Origin of the sequence: Mesorhizobium sp. LSHC420B00 (assembly GCF_000503055.1) — a bacterium.
In the GTDB taxonomy this organism is placed as follows: domain Bacteria; phylum Pseudomonadota; class Alphaproteobacteria; order Rhizobiales; family Rhizobiaceae; genus Mesorhizobium.
In genome coordinates, this window is record NZ_AYVY01000009.1 from 22561 (window position 1) to 37352 (window position 14792).

22 protein-coding genes and 1 pseudogene are annotated in these 14792 nt (G+C 62.3%); 15 read left to right on the top strand and 8 right to left on the bottom strand.

The window, feature by feature from the left end:
* Positions 1–10 precede the first annotated feature (10 nt).
* On the bottom strand, positions 11–433 hold the full coding sequence (gene arr / locus X760_RS54185) for an NAD(+)--rifampin ADP-ribosyltransferase (protein WP_023719123.1): 423 nt from the start codon (positions 431–433) through the stop codon (positions 11–13).
* Positions 434–617: 184 nt separating this feature from the next.
* On the opposite strand from arr, the gene X760_RS54190 reads away from it, so the two are divergent.
* Positions 618–911 carry a hypothetical protein gene (locus tag X760_RS54190; RefSeq protein ID WP_023719124.1) on the top strand — a complete coding sequence of 98 codons (294 nt, stop codon included), beginning with the start codon at positions 618–620 and terminating at the stop codon, positions 909–911.
* Between the two features lie 53 nt (positions 912–964).
* On the opposite strand, the gene X760_RS0137965 is transcribed toward X760_RS54190, so the two are convergent.
* On the bottom strand, positions 965–1255 hold the full coding sequence (locus X760_RS0137965) for a hypothetical protein (RefSeq protein ID WP_023719125.1): 291 nt from the start codon (positions 1253–1255) through the stop codon (positions 965–967).
* Between the two features lie 189 nt (positions 1256–1444).
* On the opposite strand from X760_RS0137965, the gene X760_RS54195 reads away from it, so the two are divergent.
* The 3 genes from X760_RS54195 to X760_RS54205 are packed head-to-tail and all read left to right on the top strand — an operon-like array spanning position 1445 to position 3175.
* Positions 1445–2287, top strand: a complete 843-nt coding sequence (locus X760_RS54195) for an N-acyl homoserine lactonase family protein (protein ID WP_023719126.1) — start codon at positions 1445–1447, stop codon at positions 2285–2287.
* Entirely contained in the window at positions 2284–2757 is a 474-nt protein-coding gene (locus X760_RS54200; RefSeq protein ID WP_023719127.1) for a winged helix DNA-binding protein, read from the top strand. Before X760_RS54195 ends, X760_RS54200 begins: the two co-directional genes overlap by 4 nt.
* A 7-nt stretch (positions 2758–2764) precedes the next feature.
* A complete protein-coding gene (locus tag X760_RS54205) occupies positions 2765–3175 on the top strand; it encodes an SRPBCC family protein (RefSeq protein WP_023719128.1) in 411 nt (136 codons plus the stop codon).
* 58 nt (positions 3176–3233) lie between these two features.
* On the opposite strand, the gene X760_RS74715 is transcribed toward X760_RS54205, so the two are convergent.
* Positions 3234–3557 carry a GFA family protein gene (locus tag X760_RS74715; RefSeq protein ID WP_084642673.1) on the bottom strand — a complete coding sequence of 108 codons (324 nt, stop codon included), beginning with the start codon at positions 3555–3557 and terminating at the stop codon, positions 3234–3236.
* A 159-nt stretch (positions 3558–3716) separates the two neighbouring features.
* Here X760_RS74715 and X760_RS54210 point away from each other — a divergent pair, with 159 nt between their 5' ends.
* On the top strand, positions 3717–5762 hold the full coding sequence (locus X760_RS54210) for an ABC transporter ATP-binding protein/permease (RefSeq protein WP_023719129.1): 2046 nt from the start codon (positions 3717–3719) through the stop codon (positions 5760–5762).
* A gap of 41 nt (positions 5763–5803) precedes the next feature.
* On the opposite strand, the gene X760_RS76355 is transcribed toward X760_RS54210, so the two are convergent.
* Positions 5804–6055: a hypothetical protein gene (locus X760_RS76355; RefSeq protein ID WP_156948077.1), complete on the bottom strand. Its 252-nt coding sequence runs from the start codon at positions 6053–6055 to the stop codon at positions 5804–5806.
* On the opposite strand from X760_RS76355, the gene X760_RS54215 reads away from it, so the two are divergent.
* A complete protein-coding gene (locus X760_RS54215) occupies positions 6048–6521 on the top strand; it encodes a VOC family protein (RefSeq protein WP_198030495.1) in 474 nt (157 codons plus the stop codon). The genes X760_RS76355 and X760_RS54215 overlap by 8 nt on opposite strands.
* A gap of 120 nt (positions 6522–6641) precedes the next feature.
* Positions 6642–7418: a class I SAM-dependent methyltransferase gene (locus tag X760_RS54220; protein WP_023719131.1), complete on the top strand. Its 777-nt coding sequence runs from the start codon at positions 6642–6644 to the stop codon at positions 7416–7418.
* 61 nt (positions 7419–7479) lie between these two features.
* On the opposite strand, the gene X760_RS54225 is transcribed toward X760_RS54220, so the two are convergent.
* Complete coding sequence (locus X760_RS54225; protein WP_023719132.1) at positions 7480–8373, bottom strand: transcriptional regulator GcvA; 894 nt, start codon at positions 8371–8373, stop codon at positions 7480–7482.
* A 191-nt stretch (positions 8374–8564) separates the two neighbouring features.
* On the opposite strand from X760_RS54225, the gene X760_RS54230 reads away from it, so the two are divergent.
* The 6 genes and pseudogenes from X760_RS54230 (at position 8565) to X760_RS54250 (ending at position 11679) form a co-directional block, all read left to right on the top strand.
* Positions 8565–8750, top strand: a complete 186-nt coding sequence (locus X760_RS54230; RefSeq protein WP_031194070.1) for a hypothetical protein — start codon at positions 8565–8567, stop codon at positions 8748–8750.
* Between the two features lie 72 nt (positions 8751–8822).
* A complete protein-coding gene (locus tag X760_RS54235; RefSeq protein WP_023719134.1) occupies positions 8823–9308 on the top strand; it encodes a VOC family protein in 486 nt (161 codons plus the stop codon).
* Between the two features lie 35 nt (positions 9309–9343).
* Positions 9344–10072, top strand: a complete 729-nt coding sequence (locus X760_RS54240; protein WP_023719135.1) for an SDR family oxidoreductase — start codon at positions 9344–9346, stop codon at positions 10070–10072.
* Positions 10073–10309: 237 nt separating this feature from the next.
* A complete protein-coding gene (locus X760_RS54245; protein ID WP_023719136.1) occupies positions 10310–10744 on the top strand; it encodes a peptidylprolyl isomerase in 435 nt (144 codons plus the stop codon).
* Between the two features lie 87 nt (positions 10745–10831).
* A pseudogene (locus X760_RS74720) lies at positions 10832–10918 on the top strand (AraC family transcriptional regulator); the annotation flags it as partial.
* Positions 10919–10947: 29 nt separating this feature from the next.
* Positions 10948–11679, top strand: a complete 732-nt coding sequence (locus tag X760_RS54250) for an HAD family acid phosphatase (RefSeq protein WP_245278590.1) — start codon at positions 10948–10950, stop codon at positions 11677–11679.
* Between the two features lie 49 nt (positions 11680–11728).
* Here the strand turns inward: X760_RS54250 and X760_RS54255 are convergent, their stop codons facing one another.
* Positions 11729–12709 carry a zinc-binding dehydrogenase gene (locus X760_RS54255; RefSeq protein ID WP_023719139.1) on the bottom strand — a complete coding sequence of 327 codons (981 nt, stop codon included), beginning with the start codon at positions 12707–12709 and terminating at the stop codon, positions 11729–11731.
* Between the two features lie 98 nt (positions 12710–12807).
* On the opposite strand from X760_RS54255, the gene X760_RS54260 reads away from it, so the two are divergent.
* A complete protein-coding gene (locus tag X760_RS54260; protein ID WP_023719140.1) occupies positions 12808–13200 on the top strand; it encodes a helix-turn-helix domain-containing protein in 393 nt (130 codons plus the stop codon).
* A 73-nt stretch (positions 13201–13273) separates the two neighbouring features.
* On the opposite strand, the gene X760_RS54265 is transcribed toward X760_RS54260, so the two are convergent.
* Entirely contained in the window at positions 13274–13879 is a 606-nt protein-coding gene (locus tag X760_RS54265; RefSeq protein WP_023719141.1) for an NADPH-dependent FMN reductase, read from the bottom strand.
* Positions 13880–13969: 90 nt separating this feature from the next.
* On the opposite strand from X760_RS54265, the gene X760_RS54270 reads away from it, so the two are divergent.
* On the top strand, positions 13970–14338 hold the full coding sequence (locus tag X760_RS54270; protein WP_023719142.1) for a helix-turn-helix domain-containing protein: 369 nt from the start codon (positions 13970–13972) through the stop codon (positions 14336–14338).
* Positions 14339–14388: 50 nt separating this feature from the next.
* Here X760_RS54270 and X760_RS54275 read toward each other — a convergent pair whose 3' ends face one another.
* Positions 14389–14754 carry a hypothetical protein gene (locus tag X760_RS54275; protein ID WP_245278591.1) on the bottom strand — a complete coding sequence of 122 codons (366 nt, stop codon included), beginning with the start codon at positions 14752–14754 and terminating at the stop codon, positions 14389–14391.
* Between the last annotated feature and the right edge of the window lie 38 nt (positions 14755–14792).

Genomic DNA, 14792 nt, shown 5'->3' on the forward strand with positions numbered 1-14792 from the left:
GACTTAGCGATCAATCGATCGCCTCGATGCCTTGCGCCTTCAGCCGTTCGATATGGTCCTTCATCTCTTTCAGCCGCTCCGGGGAGTGGCCCTGCCACTTGGCGACCTCGCCCGTGATCCTGAGCGGCTCGCGGGAGCGATAGGACTGCGTCGGATTGCCGGGAAATTTCTTGTCCGTAAGATTGGGGTCGTCCATGATCGGGCCGGTTGGCTCCACGATGTAGATCCTTTCCCGCCCGTCACCAGCGGCCAGCTCGGCACCCCAGATGGCCGCATCCAGAGTGCCGGTCAGATAGACCCAGGCTGCCTGCTTTCTCGCGCCGTAATTGGAGCTGTAGCCGGCTTCTATCAGGTCTCCCGGTTTAAGGTCGACCCGGGTGCCGTGGTAGAATTGGCGTGCGTTGTCGGGGGCTGTCATCGGCTCGCTACCCATCCTCGCTGTCTCAGGCATCATGGTGCCGTGGTGCGCACTATTTCATGCACGTCACCAAATCAAGCATCTGGCCGTGCGGTTATCGGCTCCCGACACCCATTCCGGTTGTCCCGCCCGATGCACGCTATCGGTCGGCTGCCGGTGCAGGTATTATCGGCGCCCTGTACGTTGCTAGGGTGGAAAAATGGATCTGCAAATCTTCAGGGATTCGATTGCAAAACCACAGCCGCCAGCCGGCTTGAGCCCTGCCCTGCAGGCGCTGTGGTGGGATGCAAAGGGCGATTGGGCTAAGGCGCACGAATGCGCGCAGCAGCGCGACGATACGGCGGGCATGCACGTGCATGCCTATCTCCACCGCAAGGAAGGCGACCAGTCGAATGCCGAATATTGGTATCGCCGCAGCAATGCCGCGCCGTCGACCTCAACGCTTGACGAGGAATGGGAAGAGTTGGCGCGTGCACTTCTAGGGCAAAGCTGACGCCTGCTCGGCCCCTCGCAAAATAGCCGGTCCTGCAACCACTCGCCGGGGCTTCAGCTGGCGCCCTGTGGCTTGTCCCTGCCGTTCCATTCCGCAGTGCGCGCCCGCGCCTCTTCGGCGATCAGCTTGAACTCCCGCATCTTCGCAGCCTCGATGGCGAATGCGCTGCTTGGCAGGACGCCGGGGTCCTCCTGACTGTTCTGAAACTGAAAACGGGCCTCCAGTTCGGCCCATATTCGCTCGGGTGCCGTATCCTTGTTGGCAAGCAGTGCGACGACCAGCGCCAAAGTCTCGCGCTGGGCGTTCAGCCGCCCTTCGATCTCTTCATTCGGCAATTCGGACATGCGGGTCGCTTCCAGTTTCTGGCTCAACGGCAAAATCGCACCCTTGTTCCGGAATTCAGCGCCTGCGCGATCGGGCTGAGCGGCAGATGCTCGCGATCGCCATCGCGCTGATCTTTTCTCCTCCGTCCTATTGACTCCTAAATATATGACGTGTCATACGATGACATATCATCTAATGGAGAGGAAAAAATGAAAGTACATGCCATCCGGACCGGGTCGGTCCGCATCAAGACGGCCCAGATCGAAGGACGCGGTCATGGGCTTGCCAGCATCTTTGCCGACAGGAACTGGTCCGGCTGGTTGCCGACCTTCGCCTGGGCCATCGAGCATGACGAAGGCGTCATTGTAGTCGACACTGGACAGGCGGCGCATCTGCTGAACGGGCACGGACGCTCGCTGCATCCGTTCTTTCGCTGGGAAGTGCACTTTCGTATCGAGCCGGAAGAAGAGATCGGGCCGCAGCTGCGTGGCCTGGGTATCGGGCCGCGCGACGTCAAACGGGTGGTGCTCACGCATCTGCACATGGACCACGATGCGGGCCTGGTGCATTTTCCCCATAGCGAGATACTCGCCGCCCCCAGTGAGATCGACACGGCGTCGGGTTTCATGGGAATGCTCCGCGGCTACCTGCCGCAGCGCTGGCCCGACTGGTTCAACCCCATACGGCTCGAGCTCGACGATGGACCGTTCGGCCAATTTGCGGCGAGCAAGCGCTTGACCAAAGCGGGCGACGTCGTGGCGATCGCAACTCCTGGTCACACTGCCGGTCATCTTTCGGTGCTGGTGGAGGATGGCGACGCAACGCTCTTTCTCGCCGGCGACACGTCTTACAACCAGGCACTGATGCTTGCCGGCAAGGTGGACGGCGTGGGACCCGATACAAAAATTGCCGCCGCCACCCTGCGAGCCGTCCGGCAGCTCGCCGAGCAGCAGCCGACGATCTATCTGCCGACCCATGATCCGGAGAGCGCCGTGCGGCTGGCGACGCGTCAGCTGGTGACCGCCCCGGTCGAACTGGGAGCGGCGGCATGAAACCAGAAGAGGAGCTGCGATTCCTCATTCTCGGCGCCCAGCGCGAAGGCAACAGGCTGCTTACCGACTTGCTCTCGCCGCTTGGCGTCACCCCTTCCCAGGCTGAAGTCATCAGCTGCCTGAAGGCCGGCGGACCAATGTCGCTCAATGCTGTTGGCAAGCTGCTGGTCTGCGAGACCGGCAGTCCCAGCCGGCTGGTAAGCACGCTGGTCGAGCGGGCGCTCGTCGTCAGGCGGGAAAACTCCGACGATCGCCGGCAGGTGGAGCTCGAACTGACACAGGAGGGGCACCGGCTCGCCGCCGAAATCCGGCAGGTCGAATCCCGGCTTTACGGATGGCTGGGCCAGCGGCTCACGCCGAACGAGGTCACAACCGCCGTCGGGCTGCTGCGAGTTCTGGTCGCCGGAACAGCCGCCGGCAACGCAATCGCCCGGCGCGATGGGCCATCATCCGATCTCCCGAAGGAATAAGTCACAAATGTTCGACATATCAATCGAGATCGACAGGCCTGCCCAGACCGTCTTCCGTCATATCGAGGATATTGAAGCGGCTCCGGCCTGGTACTCGGCTGTGCAGTCCGTAGCCAAGCTCACGGCCGGCCCGGTCGGGCGGGTCCTCGAAAACATCGTGGAGGTCACCGAGTTCGAAGTCGATGCACTGCTGACTTTGTCCAGCTTGAGCGGGCCGACGCCATTCACCTACCGCTTTCGGCTGGCGCCGACAGGCCACAGAACGCATCTCCACCTCGAGGGTTCGATTACCGGAAAAGGGCTTCCCGGGCCGATGGCGCTTCTCGCGCCGCTCGCGTCCAGCTTCTTCGAACGCGGCATGCGAATAAATCTTGAGAGCCTGAAGCGAATTGTCGAGACTGCTCGTCCAGCAGAGTGATCCCTGAAGTTCTGTTGCAACTCTGTGCCAGCGTCTGCACGCATCGCCATTTCGCTCCTCAAGCGACCTTGGGCAAGCCTTCCAAACAAAGCCATTTATGTTTCCTGTCAGGCCAGTGGAGCGTTGCCGGGGCCGGAAAATGCGGGTCCTCCAGACAGCCGACCGAGACCGACAGCGCATCCTTCAATCCTTCTGCCCGCATGAAAACGACCGATCCGCAAATGGTGCAGAATGTCTGCTCCAACCATTGTCCCGACGACCAGGTTCTGCGCCAGAATCTGGTCTCCCCTTTCTGTCCGACGAGGGCCGCGTCGGCGTAGATGGCCCGGTACGAAAACGCCGTCCCGGTGCATCGCTGACACTCCAGCCAACTGCACGCGATGCGCCTGCCGGCGGAGCTGCGTCGCGGTCACAGGAGCCGATGCAGGAGCGAGGCCGCTAGGGCAGCCGGCAATCATGAGCGAAACCCAGGCGCTGTTGGCAGCTGACCATCTCAAGCGGACGCTATGAAACCTTCTGATTTTTAAGCCGTTATCGCCGGATGCCCGAGGCTAGATTCAAGCCGAAATCGGTTGACGCCGCCCAATTGCGCGATGCCGAGAGGTCGCGCCACGAGAAACACTCGACTGTCGAAGCCGCGTCCGAGGTCGTCGGCGAGGCCGCGCCGCCGCCGGATTTCATCGAACCCGATCCGGAGCTGACACCCGAAGAGGCTGAGCAGGCGCGCAAGAGGTACCTGCTGAAGCGTTTCTGGATCAGCGCGCGCGGTTACTGGGGCAGCATTGGCGATAGGCTCGCTTGGCCATGCACGATCGGGCTGTTGGTCCTGATCGTCACCAATGTCGGCTTCCAGTATGGGATCAATGTCTGGAATCGCGCAATTTTCGACGCCATTGAGCAACGCAACGCCCATACCGTATATCGGCTGAGCGCCGTTTTCGTGCCGCTCGTGCTCGGAAGCACAAGCCTTGTGGTGGCACAAGTCTTCTTTCGTATGACGATACAGCGCCGCTGGCGCTCCTGGCTCACCACCGCAGTCATCGCGCGTTGGCTCGCAAGTGGCCGCTACTATCAGCTGAACCTCGTCGGCGGCGACCACAGCAATCCCGAAGCCCGCATCGCCGAGGATTTGCGGATTGCCACAGAATCGCCCGTCGATTTCATTGCCGGTGTCATCGTCGCATTTCTGTCGGCCTCGACCTTCATCGTGGTGCTGTGGACGATCGGCGGCGCCTTGACCCTGCCGATTGCAGGTTCGACCGTCACCATTCCCGGCTTCCTGGTCGTCACCGCGGTAATCTATGCCGCAATCACGTCCACCTCGATGGCGGTCATCGGCCGCCATTTCGTCCACCTCTCCGAGGAAAAAAACCAGGCGGAAGCTGAGTTCCGCTACACGCTGACGCGCGTGCGGGAAAACGGCGAGAGTATCGCATTGCTCGGCGGCGAGGAGGAGGAGCGCAGCGGCATGGACAAGACATTCGCCCATGTGCTCAGGCAGTGGGCGCTCCTTGCAGGCCAGCACATGCGCACAGCGCTGGTGTCGCAGGGGTCGAGCCTGTTTGCGCCGGTCGTGCCGGTTCTGCTTTGCGCTCCAAAGTTTCTCGAAGGCAGCATGACACTTGGACAGGTAATGCAGGCTGCCTCGGCCTTTGCCATCGTGCAGGGCGCGTTCGGATGGCTGGTCGACAACTACCCCCGTCTCGCTGATTGGAATGCCTGTGCACGGCGCATCGCCTCGCTGATGATGTCGCTCGACGGGCTCGAGCGGGCGGAACAGAGCAACACCCTTGGACGCATTAAGCGCGGCGAAACCGAAGGCGATGCGATGCTTGGGCTGAACAATCTCTCCGTGTCGCTCGACGACGGTACCGCCGTGGTCAAGGAGACCGAAGTCGTGATCAAACCAGCCGAGCGGGTGCTCGTTGCCGGCGAATCCGGCTCAGGCAAGAGCACGCTGGTGCGGGCCGTCGCAGGCCTGTGGCCGTGGGGTAGCGGCAGCGTCAACATCCACGCCGACAGACGGTTGTTCATGTTGCCGCAACGGCCTTACATCCCCACCGGGACGCTTCGCCGCGCAGTCGCCTATCCAGGCGCCGCCGACAACTGGACGCTGAAAAAGATCAAGGCGGCTCTCGACAAGGTGGGACTCGATTATCTCAACGCCAAGATCGAGGAGGACGCGCCATGGGACCAGACCTTGTCGGGTGGCGAAAAGCAGCGGCTCGCCTTCGCGCGTCTCCTGCTGCACAGCCCCGACATCATAGTGCTGGATGAAGCAACCTCAGCACTTGATGAGAAGAGCCAGGACAAGATGATGGAGATGATCATTCGCGAATTGCCGAAGGTCACCATCATCAGCGTAGCGCATCGCGCCGAGCTGGAAGCCTTTCATAGCCGCAAGATCACATTGGAGCGTCGCGAGGGCGGCGCAAAGCTTGTCAGCGATATCGATCTCGCCCCGCGGAAGGGCAGACGGAACTTGCTTGTGCGCCTCCTGAGGCACCGGGGCGCCCAACCGAAAGCCAGCACGACCTTGAGCAAAGCGGCGCTGCCCCAGACAAAGCTGCCCCAGACAAAAAAGTGAAGGCCACCGGTCGGGACCCGGCGGACCGTCGCCCGTTCCAGTCACTGCCCACATCTGGTCTTAAAAGTGCCAGCCGTGATACCTTGATGCCGTGCAGGTGTTGCTGTCGGAACGTCAGATGGCACGAGCGCATTCCATTTTCGTAGTGCAACGCCGAGGCTGGCTGTGCAAAAGCCCGGATTGACTTCAAGGCCCGGGTTGATTTCAAAAGCCCAGGTTGTTTCCAAAAGCCCAGGTTGATCAAAAGCCCAGGTTGATTCAAAAGCAAAGGGACCAGCAATGACAATCGCCAAGAACACGATCTGCCTTTGGTATGACAAGGACGCCGAGGCTGCGGCCCGCTTCTATGCCGAGACTTTCCCCGACAGCTTGGTGAAATCCGTCCACCGCGCTCCCAGCGACTACCCGTCCGGCAAGGCGGGCGACGTGCTGACGGTCGAGTTCACGGTCGCCGGCATCCCCTGCCTCGGCCTCAATGGCGGTCCCGCGTTCAAACACAACGAAACCTTCTCCTTCCAGATCGCCACCGACGATCAGCAGGAGACCGACCGCTACTGGAACGCCATCGTCGGCAATGGCGGCCAGGAAAGTGCCTGCGGTTGGTGCAAGGACAAATGGGGCATCTCCTGGCAAATCACGCCGCGCGTTCTGACCGAGGCGATGGCTGCCGGCGGCGACGAAGCAAAGCGCGCATTCGAGGCGATGATGGAGATGAAGAAAATCGACGTTGCCGCGATCGAGGCAGCGCGGCGCGGCTGATAGTGCTGGGGTGACCCGAAGCAGAAGTCGGTGCATCACCCGGCTGAGGAGATCATCGACAAGATCAGAGCGGAGCGGCTGGGAATGCCGCCGTGCCCATCATGTCCAGGCAGGCGTGCGATGGTGTTGAACTGCGCCGAGTTTTACGACGCCGAGCTGCGACGGCACAACGAGGTCTTCAGGGCTGCCGTCAAGGCGGGAACGCGTGATCGCGTGCTCGATATCGGATGCGGCTCGGGACAATCTTCTCGCGATGCTGCCCGCGTCGCGGTCGAAGGCAGCGTGCTCGGGGTGGACGTATCGGCCGAGATGCTCGAGTTCGCCCGGAGGCGTAGCGCGGACGAGGGATTGCGAAACGTCGCCTTCGAGCGCGGCAATGCGCAATTGCTGGCGTTTCCGCCTGCCGGCTTCGATCTGTGCATCAGTCGCTTTGGCGTGATGTTCTTTGCCGATCCGGCGGCGGCGTTCGCCAATATCGGCCGGGCGATGCGACCAGGGGCACGTCTTGTGTGGATGGTATGGCAGGGCCAGGACCGCAACGAGTGGGCGACTGCCATTCAGCGGGCGATTGCGCCGGGGACCGCCATATCGGCAGCCGCCGCCACCCCGTTTTCGCTCGGTGACCCCGTCATCACCGCGGAGGTCTTGCGTGCGTCCGGTTTTGTTTCGGTCGACTTTGCCGAAGTGCATGAACCGGTTTTCTATGGCCTGGACGTCGATGCGGCTTATGACGCTTTGCTTGGCCTGCAACTGGTGAAGGATCCGCTGGCTAGCGCGGATGTGGATGTCGCTGCGGCGCTGCGGCGGTTGCGCGAACTGCTCGACGCGCGCTTGACCGCGGACGGCGTGCTTTTCGACTCGCGTGCCTGGATCATCACCGCAGTTCGGGCGAGCTGATAGTAGCGGTTTTTCGGACATTGATCTGTAGGCGAACTGTCCCCTCGGCTCGGCCTTCCCGTCACCCTATTTGCGGCGTGACTTCTGAAAGCAGCCAATCCCGAAAAGCCCTGACTTTGCGCTGACGGATCGCCGCTGGCGGGTAGACGAGATAGAAGCTGGAGGGGGATTTCAGGGCGTGGCCGAAGGGCCGGACAAGTCGCCCGGCGGCAAGGTCGGCTGCAACGAGCATGGTCCGGCCCAGCACCACCCCTTCGCCTTGTGCTGCCGACTCCATCGCAAAGGTGGCAGAGTCGAAGGTAATCCCGCTCTGCGGGTCCACGCCGTCGACCCCGGCGCTTGCGAGCCAGGTCGCCCAGTCGATCGGAAAGCTGTCACGGATCAGCGTGTGATGTTTAAGATCCTGAGGAGTGCGGAGCGGATGTGCACCCTCAAGAAGCTTTGGGCTGCACACTGGAAACACCTCCTCGCCGGTCAAGAACTCTGACGTGAGCCCCGCATAATTTCCGCTGCCATACCGGACCGCGACATCGATGCCGTCGCCGAGGAAGTTGGTCAGCTTCCCGCTCGTCGAAACCCGCACATCGATGTCGCCATGCGCACGGTGAAAGCGATAGAGGCGTGGCACCAGCCATCTCCCCGCGAAGCCATCGGAGGTACTGACGTTCAGTGTCGAGCTCGAATAGCGGGCCGTTGCTGCAGCGGTGGCGGCAGCCAACTGGTCGAGCACCTCGCGCACCGCCCGCGCATAGGGCTCGCCGACGGCGGTCAGGCTCACCGAACGCGTACCGCGCTCGAACAGCTGCACACCGAGCTGATCCTCAAGGTTCTTGATCGCCCGGCTGATGGCGCCGTGGGTGACATGAAGTTCCTCTGCCGCCTTGGAGAAACTCAACAGGCGCGCCGCCGCCTCGAAGCTCGGCAAGGTGGTGAGGGGAGGCAGTTTCCGGGGCATGATCGATACCTGCATGTGTGAGCGATGCTCACACATTGTCGCCGATAAGTCGTTTGTCGTCCAGACCGGAAGACGGCATGTTTGCTCGCGTAATCAGCCATCCACCGCCGCTGCAAAAGGCAAGTCTGATGTGACTGATACTCTCGCTGACGAAAGTCGCGGGGCAACCGCCCACATCCACGGAGAGCACCATGAGCGCCAAACGAGTTGAACCCATCGTCGACGTCCTGACCGGCATGGCCGGCCGCATCCTCGCCTCGAGCAGCCGGCGCCGGACCGAGCGGCTGATTGCACGCTTCTCGACCCGCCGGCTCGAAGACCTCGGGTTTGCCCACGACTGGGACGGCTCGATCTATCGGCAGTCGGACCGCCGCTAGCCTGAACGAAAGTAACGGCGGACAGGTTCTTCGCGAAAGATCGCTGTCGCAAGGAATTAACGGAGAACGGACATGGCCACCATCCATCCATTCCTCTGGTTCAACACCGACGCCAAGGTGGCCCGCGATTTCTATCTCTCGGTCTTCAAGAACGGCAAAGTGCTCGAGACGATCGAATACACCGACTGGGTGTCCGGAACCAACAAGACGGTCCCGCATGCCACCTTCGATTTCGAGCTCGAGGGACTGCACCTTACAGCGCTCAACGCCGGGCCGCAGCCGCCCTTCAACGAGCGGCTCTCGCTCTACATCGAGACCAAGGACCAGGCCGAGACCGACTACTACTATGAGGCGCTCACCGCCGGCGGCGGCAGGGAACAACCCTGCGGCTGGCTCACTGACAAGTTCGGCGTCTATTGGCAGGTCATCCCGGAAATCCTGCCGCGGCTCAGTGCCGATCCGGATCGCGAAAAGGCCAACCGCGTCCGGCAGGCGATGTATGGGATGCGCAAGATCATCATCGCCGACCTCGAAGCCGCCTACGCCGGCAAGGCTTGACCCTCACCTACATCGCAAACGAATGGAGACCTCCCGTGACATCGCTCGTGGACAGGAAAGTCATCGTCGTCGGAGGCAGTTCCGGCATCGGTCTTGGCGTCGCGGAAGCTGCGCTCAACAGCGGAGCTAAGGTCGTGATCGTCGGGCGGTCGCACGAGAAACTGCAGGCCGCCGAACGGGCGCTCAATGCGGGTAATCGCGTGACAAGCTTGGTCGCCGACATGACCGACGAAGCGGGCGTCGCTCGCCTGTTCGACAAAGTCGGTGCGTTCGATCACCTCGTATCGACAGCCGGAACACTGCCGCCCGGCGACCCCATCGAGCGCGCCGACATGGAGGCGGTGCGGCGCTTCGTCGACAACAAGCTGATTGGCGCCGTCATGCTCGCCAAGCACGCGGTGCGCACCCTGAGGGCCGACGGCTCCATGACCTTCACGTCGGGTATCAACAAGGACAAGCCGCCGGTGCCGGGAGGCTCAGTCGTCGCGGCGATTGCCGGCTCATTCAGCTACTTCGCCCGCGCCCTGGCGCTCGAACTGGGCCCGACGCGCGTCAATGTCGTGTCGCCCGGATGGGTCGACACACCGATGTGGGACATCGTTGGAGAAGCCAAATCCGGCTTCTTTGCCGACATGGCTGCCCGGTTGCCATCGAGAAAAATTCCGACCGCTGCGGACGTCGCCGCCGCCTACCTCTACCTCATGGAAAGTGACTTCACGACCGGCGAGACAATCCGCATCGATGGCGGCCATAACCTGATCTAGCCGCCATTTGCACGCCGCCTGAATGGGTTGAGGCGGCATGACCGCCAGTCCGGCGCACTCCTGCCGGAGGCGGCGAGCGCCGGCGGCGTCATACCGACGTAGCTCAATCGGGGTTTACATCGGCAGCCAGGCACCTAGTTTTAACGTTTCGCGCCGTGCACTTGAGTGCGTGGATGATCGAGGACGGGACCGTGAGCTCTGGCCGGCCCCTCAAAACCTTCCAAAAGGATGACTACCATGACACAGGCCAAGAATGGCGACACCGTGCGCATCAATTACAATGGCCGCCTCGCAGACGGCACCCAATTCGATTCTTCCGGCAACGAACCGCTGCAATTCACGCTGGGTGAAGGACAGGTGATTCCCGGTCTTGAAACCCATGTCGAGGGCATGGAGGTGGGCGCGAAAAGCACCGTGACTGTTCCCGCCGAGGCCGCCTATGGCCCCCACCGCCCCGAAGCGGTCATGACCGTTGACCGCGCCCGCGTACCAGACAACATCAACGTCGATATCGGCACTCGATTGCAGGTCAGAACCCCAGAAGGGCGCCCCATGCCGGTAACAGTCGTCGGCGTGGACGACGCCAGCGTCAAGCTCGACGGCAATCATCCGTTGGCCGGGCGGGATCTGGTGTTCGACGTTGAACTGGTCGAGATCGTTCAGGCGGCGTAGGGCACGGTCAAGGCCGTGTTGGCTATGACCTGGGGTGACGCACTTGCGCCGGAGATTTCGGCGGTGCGTCACCTGTCGGAGGAAAAGACCGCGAGCAGCGCGGCGTTCGCGGTCGGTTACGAAAGCGTGTCACAATTCACCCGGGAGCACGGTCGTCTGTTCGGTCTCGCTTGACAGCGGACTTCTCGTGACCGCAAAGTCTCATGATGCGGGCGATTGGTTGGAATAGAATTGCGCGTGTCGGGGCAATCGTGCTGATGATCGGCACAAATGTTCCTGTGCCGGCACGTTCCGATTCGCTCCTTCTCACAAGCCCGTCCCAGCCAGCCAATGTCGGCGATGCGATGCTGGCGGCTGCCAATTATCATGATTCCGGCGACTATGATCGCGACCTTGCCGCAGTGGCGAAGCAGGCCGGCGACTGGGTCGTCAAGCGCGCGACGGAGGTGCCTCGCCCCGCACTGGTGCTCGACATCGACGAGACCGCTTTGGCCAACTGGGAAGTGATCACACGTGACAATTTCGGCCGCCCGATCAGCGGTGCCTGCGATATCGCAATCGACGGTCCCTGTGGCTGGGCCGCCTGGGACCAGCTTGCGAAGGATCCGGCCATTGACCCGGTGCTGGAGGTCTTCCGGCAGGCGCAAACGGCGAAAGTCGCGGTGTTCTTCATCACCGGACGTCCGGAGGACCAGCGTCAGGCAACCGAACAGAACCTGCAGTCGGCCGGCTATGCCGGCTATGAGCACCTTTACATGGTCCAGCCTGGGGCCAAATACGGCTCCGCCGCAGATTTCAAGGCACCCATAAGGGCCGAAATCGAAAAGGCCGGCTACACGATAATTGCCAATGTCGGCGACCAGCCATCCGACTTGTTCGGGGGGCATGCCGAGAAGCTGTTCCTGCTGCCAAATCCGTTCTATCGGGTTCGCTGACGGCCGGAACGGCACAAGCCCGGATCCCCGGCTCCTTGCCGAGCACCTACTAGGGTATCAAGACGACCTTGCCGGTCGCGCCGCGCTCGTCCAGCAGGCGATGCGCCTGACTGGCCTGGTCGAGCGGGAAGCGACCGCCGTTGGTCACTTTAAGCTCACCATTTGCCGCCAGATTGAAGAGCCCCGACAGGCCGTCACGGAGCACGTCTGGAGAAAGCAGCGGCAGCAGTGCAAAACCCCTCAGCGACTGGTTGCGGCCGATCATCGCCTCCATCTCCGGGGCGCCGAGCGCGTATCTGCCAAGTGCGGCAAACGCCAGCTCTCCGCGAGGTGCCAGAGCCTCCAGCGCAACCGCCGTCAGCGGGCCGCCGACAATGTCGTAGACGATGTCGACGCCGGCGCCGCCTGTCGCTACCCGGATGCGCTCTGGCCAGTCCGTTTTGCTGTAGTCGACGGCAACGTCGGCCCCCAGCGACAAAGCAAGATCGAGCTTGGCCTTGCTGCCGGCAGCCGCGATGACATTGCTCGCCCCTGCCCGCTTCGCAAGCTGGACAAGCAACGAACCGACGCCGCCCGCGGCAGCGGCGACCAGCACCGATTTGCCGGCCGGCGGGCTTTGCCGCGACAGATGCAACGCCGTCAGTCCTTGCACCATCAATGCCGTCGAGGCTTCGAACGAGAGCGCATCCGGCAAGGGCACGGCCAGGCTTGCGTCAATCGTCACATAATCGGCATAGCCGCCTAACGGGCGGCTCGAGGCGAACAACGGCGCGGCGACGCGCGTGCCGAGCAAGGAAGCATCCACCCCATGCCCGAGCGCCTCCACGATCCCGGCGGCCTCGACGCCAAGGATCATCGGCAGTTGCGGCGTCACCGCGTAGCGATCTGCGCGCATCAGCACTTCGAAGAAATTCACCCCGGCCGCACGAACGCGGACCAGGACCTCGCCGGCTTGCGGCTCGGGCTTCGGCACCTCAACCATTTCGAGAACGTCAGGGTCGCCGAAACGGTTCAGTTGAATGGCTCTCATCACATGCACCGATCGTTATTGGCATCGGCCGCTGTTTGCCACTATCTGCCTGGCTTCGACCACACACCGATTTGTCCGCCGCTGACCGGGAGGTGACCATGGCCAAGCTGATCAAGAGACTGCCGATGCTGCCGGCCGAGCGCGCGCTGAAAGTGATTTCGGGCCGCTGGAAGGCGATCATCCTCTACCATCTCTTCGACGGGCCGCGGCGGCTGTCGGCGCTGCAAGGGTTGATGCCCAATATCACGCAGAAAGTGCTGATCCAGCAGCTTCGCGAAATGGAAGAGCACGGCCTCGTTCGCCGCGAGATCTTTGCCGAGATTCCCTCGCGCGTGGAATATTCGGCGACGCTGCTCGGCCTCAGCCTCGAGCCCATCCTGCTGGCACTTTGCCAGTGGGGTCAGCACCACGCCGACGAGTTGAATGAGATGGACCGCCTTGCCGATTGCATCATCAGGCCAAGGCAAGCGCAGGACGCGCATGCCGTCTGAAAAAAGGGCGGCGCATGCGCCGCCCTGAATCCTTGGGAGAATTAATCCTTGGGAGGATTGTTCGAACCTGCGCTCAGGCCGCCTTGACTTCCTCGGCGACGGCATCGGCCTGACGCGCCGTCTTCAGTACCCTGGCCCACCATGCAATGTCGTTGACGAGCGCGGTTGCCGCCTGGTTGAGGTGCTCGAATTCATCGAGCTTCTTCTCACCTTGCTTGACGGCAAGGAAATCGGCCCAGGCGATGTGGACGGCGGACTTCACCGGCGCCATCTGCAACTCGACCGCATGCAGCCTCAGCTGCTCGACCGCACGCGCGCCACCAACGCTGCCATAGCCGACGAAGCCGGCCGCCTTCTTGTTCCACTCGTTGGCGGCGTAGTCGATGGCGTTCTTCAGCACGGCCGTCGGGCCATGATTGTATTCGGCGGCGGTGAAGATGAAGCCGTCGAATCCGGCGACCTTCTTTTGCCAGCGCTGCGCCACTTCGTTCTGCGACGGCGCCCAGGCGGAGGATGCGACCTCATCGAAGAACGGCAGCGGGAAATCGCGCAGGTCGACGACTTCGACATCGATGTCGGCATGCGACCTGGCGATCTTGGCAATCCATTGGGCCGGGACGTCGGCAAAGCGCGCGGCGCGGGTCGAACCAATGACGATGGCGATCTTGGGTTTTGACATAGAGGGGCTCTCCTTACAGGAATACTGGTATCGTTTAGATACCTGCGCTATATGAGTAACTGGCCGCTCAATGTGCAAGGAGGCACTTTTTTGTTACCAAGGCACCCGCACCGCACCGAGGACTGCCGCGCCATCTCGGAAATCCTGCAGCGCGTCGGCGACAAATGGACCGTGCTCGTCGTCGGCAAGCTCGGCGACGGGCCGCTGCGTTTCAACGAGCTGCGCAGCGCGGTCGGCGGCATTTCACAGAAGATGCTGACCACCACTTTGCGCGGGCTCGAGCGCGACGGCTTCGTCACGCGCACCGTGTTCGCGACCATCCCGCCGCGGGTCGACTACGAATTGACCGACCTTGGCTACGAGCTTCTGGTGCCGGTCGGTGCACTCGGCGAATGGGCGCGCAAGAACACCGAGCGTGTCAAGGTCGCGCGCGAAAAATTCGACGCCATGCACAGCTGAGCCCTTGCGCTGCAAGGGTTTGAACCTGACGGGGATCCTCCGGATGAGCCCTACTGCTGTAATTGCATCTTGCTCTTCGGCAGCTTCTCGATCCGGTTCCATTTCGGGTTGGGACTGACCACCTTGCCGCCAATCGTGCAGGTCGTGGTCGTCTCCTTCCGGCAATTGCTCACCGTCGTACCGCTGGTGTCGCATTTCGTCGCCGAGCAGATCTCGCACTTGGCCGCCTGCCCGTTGATGGTGCGGTTTTCCGACGTGCAGGTGGCGCCTGGATCGCCTTTTTTGACCTCGGCAAAAGCGCTTGCGGACGACAGGCAGAGCAAGGCTGCAAACGCACCGGCCAGGGCAGCGTTCAGCATGTGTTGACGCATTGTCTTTCCTCCCAAGATCCCGTCGCTCGCGCTGCAGGCGCGCATGCGGGAACCCGTTGGTCAAAGACCACGCCGGATCGCTG

Excerpts from the sequence above, each read along its gene's own strand:
- X760_RS54260 (WP_023719140.1), top strand. The coding sequence starts at position 12,808 with ATGGCCAAGCTGATCAAGAGACTGCCGATGCTGCCGGCCGAGCGCGCG.
- X760_RS54245 (WP_023719136.1), top strand. The coding sequence starts at position 10,310 with ATGACACAGGCCAAGAATGGCGACACCGTGCGCATCAATTACAATGGC.
- X760_RS54250 (WP_245278590.1), top strand. The coding sequence starts at position 10,948 with ATGATGCGGGCGATTGGTTGGAATAGAATTGCGCGTGTCGGGGCAATC.
- arr (WP_023719123.1), bottom strand. The coding sequence starts at position 433 with ATGGGTAGCGAGCCGATGACAGCCCCCGACAACGCACGCCAATTCTAC.
- X760_RS54265 (WP_023719141.1), bottom strand. The coding sequence starts at position 13,879 with ATGTCAAAACCCAAGATCGCCATCGTCATTGGTTCGACCCGCGCCGCG.
- X760_RS54255 (WP_023719139.1), bottom strand. The coding sequence starts at position 12,709 with ATGAGAGCCATTCAACTGAACCGTTTCGGCGACCCTGACGTTCTCGAA.
- X760_RS0137965 (WP_023719125.1), bottom strand. The coding sequence starts at position 1,255 with ATGTCCGAATTGCCGAATGAAGAGATCGAAGGGCGGCTGAACGCCCAG.
- X760_RS54200 (WP_023719127.1), top strand. The coding sequence starts at position 2,284 with ATGAAACCAGAAGAGGAGCTGCGATTCCTCATTCTCGGCGCCCAGCGC.
- X760_RS54220 (WP_023719131.1), top strand. The coding sequence starts at position 6,642 with ATGGTGTTGAACTGCGCCGAGTTTTACGACGCCGAGCTGCGACGGCAC.
- X760_RS54195 (WP_023719126.1), top strand. The coding sequence starts at position 1,445 with ATGAAAGTACATGCCATCCGGACCGGGTCGGTCCGCATCAAGACGGCC.
- X760_RS54205 (WP_023719128.1), top strand. The coding sequence starts at position 2,765 with ATGTTCGACATATCAATCGAGATCGACAGGCCTGCCCAGACCGTCTTC.
- X760_RS54225 (WP_023719132.1), bottom strand. The coding sequence starts at position 8,373 with ATGCCCCGGAAACTGCCTCCCCTCACCACCTTGCCGAGCTTCGAGGCG.
- X760_RS54230 (WP_031194070.1), top strand. The coding sequence starts at position 8,565 with ATGAGCGCCAAACGAGTTGAACCCATCGTCGACGTCCTGACCGGCATG.
- X760_RS54275 (WP_245278591.1), bottom strand. The coding sequence starts at position 14,754 with ATGCGCGCCTGCAGCGCGAGCGACGGGATCTTGGGAGGAAAGACAATG.
- X760_RS54190 (WP_023719124.1), top strand. The coding sequence starts at position 618 with ATGGATCTGCAAATCTTCAGGGATTCGATTGCAAAACCACAGCCGCCA.
- X760_RS54235 (WP_023719134.1), top strand. The coding sequence starts at position 8,823 with ATGGCCACCATCCATCCATTCCTCTGGTTCAACACCGACGCCAAGGTG.
- X760_RS54210 (WP_023719129.1), top strand. The coding sequence starts at position 3,717 with ATGCCCGAGGCTAGATTCAAGCCGAAATCGGTTGACGCCGCCCAATTG.